The 4,261-nt window shown below is 39.2% G+C and carries 6 protein-coding genes; all 6 read right to left on the reverse strand.

The annotated features are described in order from the left end of the window. The coding region (locus tag AFK68_RS08015; protein WP_143437678.1) for an FprA family A-type flavoprotein at positions 1 to 709 on the reverse strand (709 nt) is incomplete at its 3' end. 260 nt (positions 710 to 969) lie between these two features. Next, positions 970 to 1,266: a hypothetical protein gene (locus AFK68_RS08020; RefSeq protein ID WP_094672294.1), complete on the reverse strand. Its 297-nt coding sequence runs from the start codon at positions 1,264 to 1,266 to the stop codon at positions 970 to 972. A gap of 107 nt (positions 1,267 to 1,373) precedes the next feature. Next, positions 1,374 to 1,568: a hypothetical protein gene (locus tag AFK68_RS08025; RefSeq protein ID WP_094672292.1), complete on the reverse strand. Its 195-nt coding sequence runs from the start codon at positions 1,566 to 1,568 to the stop codon at positions 1,374 to 1,376. After that, entirely contained in the window at positions 1,565 to 1,786 is a 222-nt protein-coding gene (locus AFK68_RS34705; RefSeq protein WP_143437679.1) for a hypothetical protein, read from the reverse strand. Before AFK68_RS34705 ends, AFK68_RS08025 begins: the two co-directional genes overlap by 4 nt. Positions 1,787 to 1,801: 15 nt before the next feature. Further along, positions 1,802 to 1,912 (reverse strand): hypothetical protein, encoded by a 111-nt coding sequence (locus AFK68_RS44535; protein WP_371357279.1) that lies wholly within the window; start codon positions 1,910 to 1,912, stop codon positions 1,802 to 1,804. Positions 1,913 to 2,071: 159 nt separating this feature from the next. Next, on the reverse strand, positions 2,072 to 3,799 hold the full coding sequence (locus tag AFK68_RS08040; protein ID WP_094672293.1) for a diflavin flavoprotein: 1,728 nt from the start codon (positions 3,797 to 3,799) through the stop codon (positions 2,072 to 2,074). Positions 3,800 to 4,261 lie beyond the last annotated feature (462 nt).

Here is a 4,261-nt window from a genome sequence, read left to right on the forward strand (position 1 = left end):
GTACCATTGGTCCGTGACCAGAACCATAGAATTTCACAGTCAACTCAGAAATTTTTTCGAGAGTAGAAAGCACTTGTTTTGCCTGAGCTGCATGGATACAATCATAATAAAAGCGTCTATCCTCGCTATAGACACTCCATCCTTCGTCAGCAACTTGGTCTCCGCAGACATGAGCGCCGAAAAATTTATCAGTAAACAAAATTTGAGTTTGCGGGTCATAAGTCATTAAGCCGTCTGGCCATTTAGGAGTGGGAGTGGTGATAAACCGTAATTGATGGCCACCACCCAAATCAAGGGTATCTTCTCCTTTAACTACCTTAATTTTCAACTCTTGGTCTTTGAAATATTCTTTGAGAGTTAAAGCTGCGGGGTTTGAGCAGACAAAGGTAACTTGAGGAGCTACAGCTAACAATGCTTGAAGAGTCGCTCCACGATTAGCATTAAAGTGACCCAGAATCAGATAGTCAAGGCGATGCCAATCTAAGCGTAGTTGCAATGATTCTAAATAATTTTGAGTGAATGATTCCCCAGGGGGGTCGATAACTGCAGTTTTTTCTGCTTGAATGAGATAAGAGTTGGCAGTGGTTCCTTTTTGGAGGGAATATTCGACCTCAAATTTTAGTCTATCCCAAGTGCGAGACCTTAGAACTTTTGTGTCTTCAGCAATTATGACAACTTGAACATCTTTTTTTTTGGTGGTTTGTAGCATAGTTTAGTTGTTTAATTTATACAAATATAATCAGGACCTATGCAGACGAACCCAGAAACCCGGTTTCTTGTAGATGTTTATTGTCAAAAATAATAGTTTACCATAGAAACCGGGTTTCTTTGCCTAAGTCCAAATAATGTTATATTTTATCATTTTTTGGCGATCGCTTTCTTCAAGTCAAAAGTCAAAAGGCAAAAGGCAAAAGTAATCTTTGAGTGAGTTCATTACCATACAAAGGTTTTCAAGTCAATGAGCCACATTTAGAGTGTTGTTTGATTCTGAATTTCTTCTAAAATATTAGATATTTCTGCTTCTGAGTTAATATGTTTGGCTAAAATTTCTGCTGTTGCTTCTAGTAAGCGATTAGAAAAAGATTTGGCTAAATCTTCTCTTAACCCTTGTCCAATATATAATTTCAGTAATGCTTCACAAGACATATCTCGACTAGCAGCTACTTTTTTGAGAGATGGTAAGGTATCTGCTGGAATATTCAAGGAAACTTTCTCTTGAATGCGGGGGTGCAGTTTAATGGTAAATTCTTTTTCAGGGTCGTTCATAGACTCTCCTTTCATTTCGAGTGGCTTTACAGGCGGAAATTATCCGGTTTTGCCTTCCTCTGAGGATAAAGAATATGAGATTTTTAAGAAGCTTGTTATTAACTTTCTTACTTTTGTTGTTGTTGTTTAATTTCTGCTAAAATTTCAGGTAATATCTCAAAATCACTTTCAGATAATTTACGTCCTGGTTTAGATTTCAGACGGTCGGCTAACGCATAAAATGCCTCAGTATCATCTTGATGAGTCAATACATAAGCCCGTAATTCTGATTCATTCATGGTTTGAAAATTAGGATGATTCATAAAATTGTTACCTCACCATTTTTGTCAATTAAAACTTGGATATCTTCACCTGCAAGAATGAAAATATCATTACTTCTTTCATCTAACCTAATATCATGTCCGGTAGCATCGGTATTGTATAGAAAAGGTAGGCAACAGGCAACAGGCAACAGGCAACAGGCAACAGGCAACAAACAGGAACGCAGTTGAGCAAGAAAAAAACTTAAATTTCCTGTCAATATCCACGCTAACTTTTACACAAACGATACCAACGGACATGATCTAACTAGAGAAATTGGTAAATACATCTGTGTAATTCTTTGACACATAATAAAACAATTAACTGCTTGTTTCTCTGTGGGCATTTTCACACCTGATATCTCTATATATTGTCATTGCTACTGGAATAGAGTGGAAGAAAGCAAGCTCACGGTTGATGGAAGGTTCCTTCCTAATTATAGGCACAATGACTTTTCAGATAAGTACACAACTAGCGGGCAAGATGCCCGCACTACAATTCTAAATTAATAATGATTACCTACTCTTCTATGATGCACTGCAGGCAAAATATCTGAGTCACTAACTCGCCCATTATCAACTGTTGCATAAATAAGCCAATGGTCGCTTGCTTCCATCCGACTTGCTACTTCACACTCTAAATAAGCTAGAGCATCACTTAAAATTGGACTACCATTTTTAGCAGTTTGAGTATTGACTCCAGCAAAACGGTCTGCACCAGGTGGGAAGCGCTTCAGAAAATGTCGCATTAGACGTTGATAGTTATCTTCCCGCAATACGTTTAAGACAAAGCGATCGCCTACTTGCATTAGCGCCTCAATAGCTCGGTCTTTTGCTACTGCGATAGAAACTCCCAAAGGTTGGAAACTAGCTTGCACTACCCAAGAAGCTAACATAGCACTACTAACTTCGCCTTTAGTAGCAGTAATAATATACAAACCTCCACTCAGACGACCTAAAGCTTTATCCAGATCGTCGTCAAGAGATTTCATTTGCTTGATAGTTTCCTTGAGAGTCAAAAGTTGCCCAGCATCTGTTCCTGCTTCTTCACATAATTTGTAAGTTAATTCTGAAGGTGTTTCTTTGATTAAAATATTGGGGAATGCTTGCTTGAGTCCTAACTCTTGAAACTGGTTAGCAAGAGGATAAATAGATAAGTCATCCCCACCACCTGATTCAAACAAACCAAATGCTTGCTTTTTATTCGCTGCTGCTAAAATAGTGCTGATGGCTGTTTCTGCACTGCTAGCTGCGACTCCTGTTGTTGGTGGCGCTCCAATCACAATTCCTTTGGCCATTTCTACCAATTCCCTTACTTCTTGGGGGTCAGCAGCTTTTAAGTCCATCATTTCTACTGCTACCCCTGTTTTAGTTATCCCATGGGCAATGGCTTGGGAAAGGCGATCGCTATAACCATAATCAGAGGTATAAAATACTGCGACTGTTGTCTCTGCTTTGCTTTTTGCTTTACTCCACTCTTCATAACGGTTTGTTAGTTCTACTAAGTTATGACGCAAGAGTGGACCATGACCTGTAGCAATGGTATTGATGTCTCCCAGTGCTTTCATTTTTTTCATGGCATTTAAGACTGAACGAGCATTGGGAGCCATGAGACATTCATAATAAAACTTATAATCTGCTTCTATATCACTGAGCTTTTCATCATAAGTTTTGTCTGAACAATAGTGCATCCCAAAAGCATCACAAGTAAATAGGGTTTGGGTTTGGCGATCGTAGCTAAATATTGTATCAGGCCAATGCAAATTTGGAGCCGAAACGAATTCTAAAACGTGACCATTACCTAAATCTAATTGGTCGCCATTTTTGACAATTTGCTTATTAAATGGTATGTGAGTTAGATTTTCTAAAAATTGAATTGCTACTTTTGCCCCAACTACTGTAACTTCTGGAGCCAGTTCAATAATATCTTTGACTAAACCACTATGATCTGGTTCCGTATGACTAATAATTAGGTAATCTATTTCGGTAGGTTTGATCAAACCCCATAGAGTATCTAGGTACAATTGGCGAAACTTTGCATGGGATGTATCTACCAGGGCATTTTTTTCCCCTCGAATGATAAAGGAGTTATATGTGGTACCATTCTGTAGACCAAATTCTATATCAAAGCGGTCGCGGTCCCAATCAAGGGAACGAATGGCCATTGTATCAGAAGCAATTTGATTTGTCTCTATTGTGAGTCTATTTTTTACTTGATCTGTTATTGCTACCATCAGACACCTCTCTAAAAATGATTATTTTTATTTGCTTTTTAACTCCCCCGGCGGGAAGTCCCGCGCTCTGCCGTTTTGCTGGCGCACAACTTCCTTAAGGGCTGTCGCCGACATTAAAGGCGGAGCCTAGCGGCAGGTATAAGGGGAGCGTCGTATGGGAACGCCAGGCGTTATGTGTGTTGTTCGTCGGGGATTTTCTCTTGAAATCATAGGTTTATAGTTATTCTACTATAGCTATTGACAATTACAAATACAGTCACTATTATAGAGTATAATTGTTATCAACACAGGGGGAGGACATCACCTCTGTCAAAACAGCGGTCAGGGTTTCCCAGACTGAAGAATCCCGCTTTGTCGCATCGCGCGCAACCTCGGGAGTATGTCAATATCTTTACACAATTTAATTATAGAACCCATTTGGTATCTATTTAAAAGTAGAGGGGGAGATGGGGAGGTGGGGAG

The sequence above is a fragment of the Hydrocoleum sp. CS-953 genome (genome assembly GCF_002260545.1).
GTDB lineage: Bacteria > Cyanobacteriota > Cyanobacteriia > Cyanobacteriales > Microcoleaceae > Trichodesmium.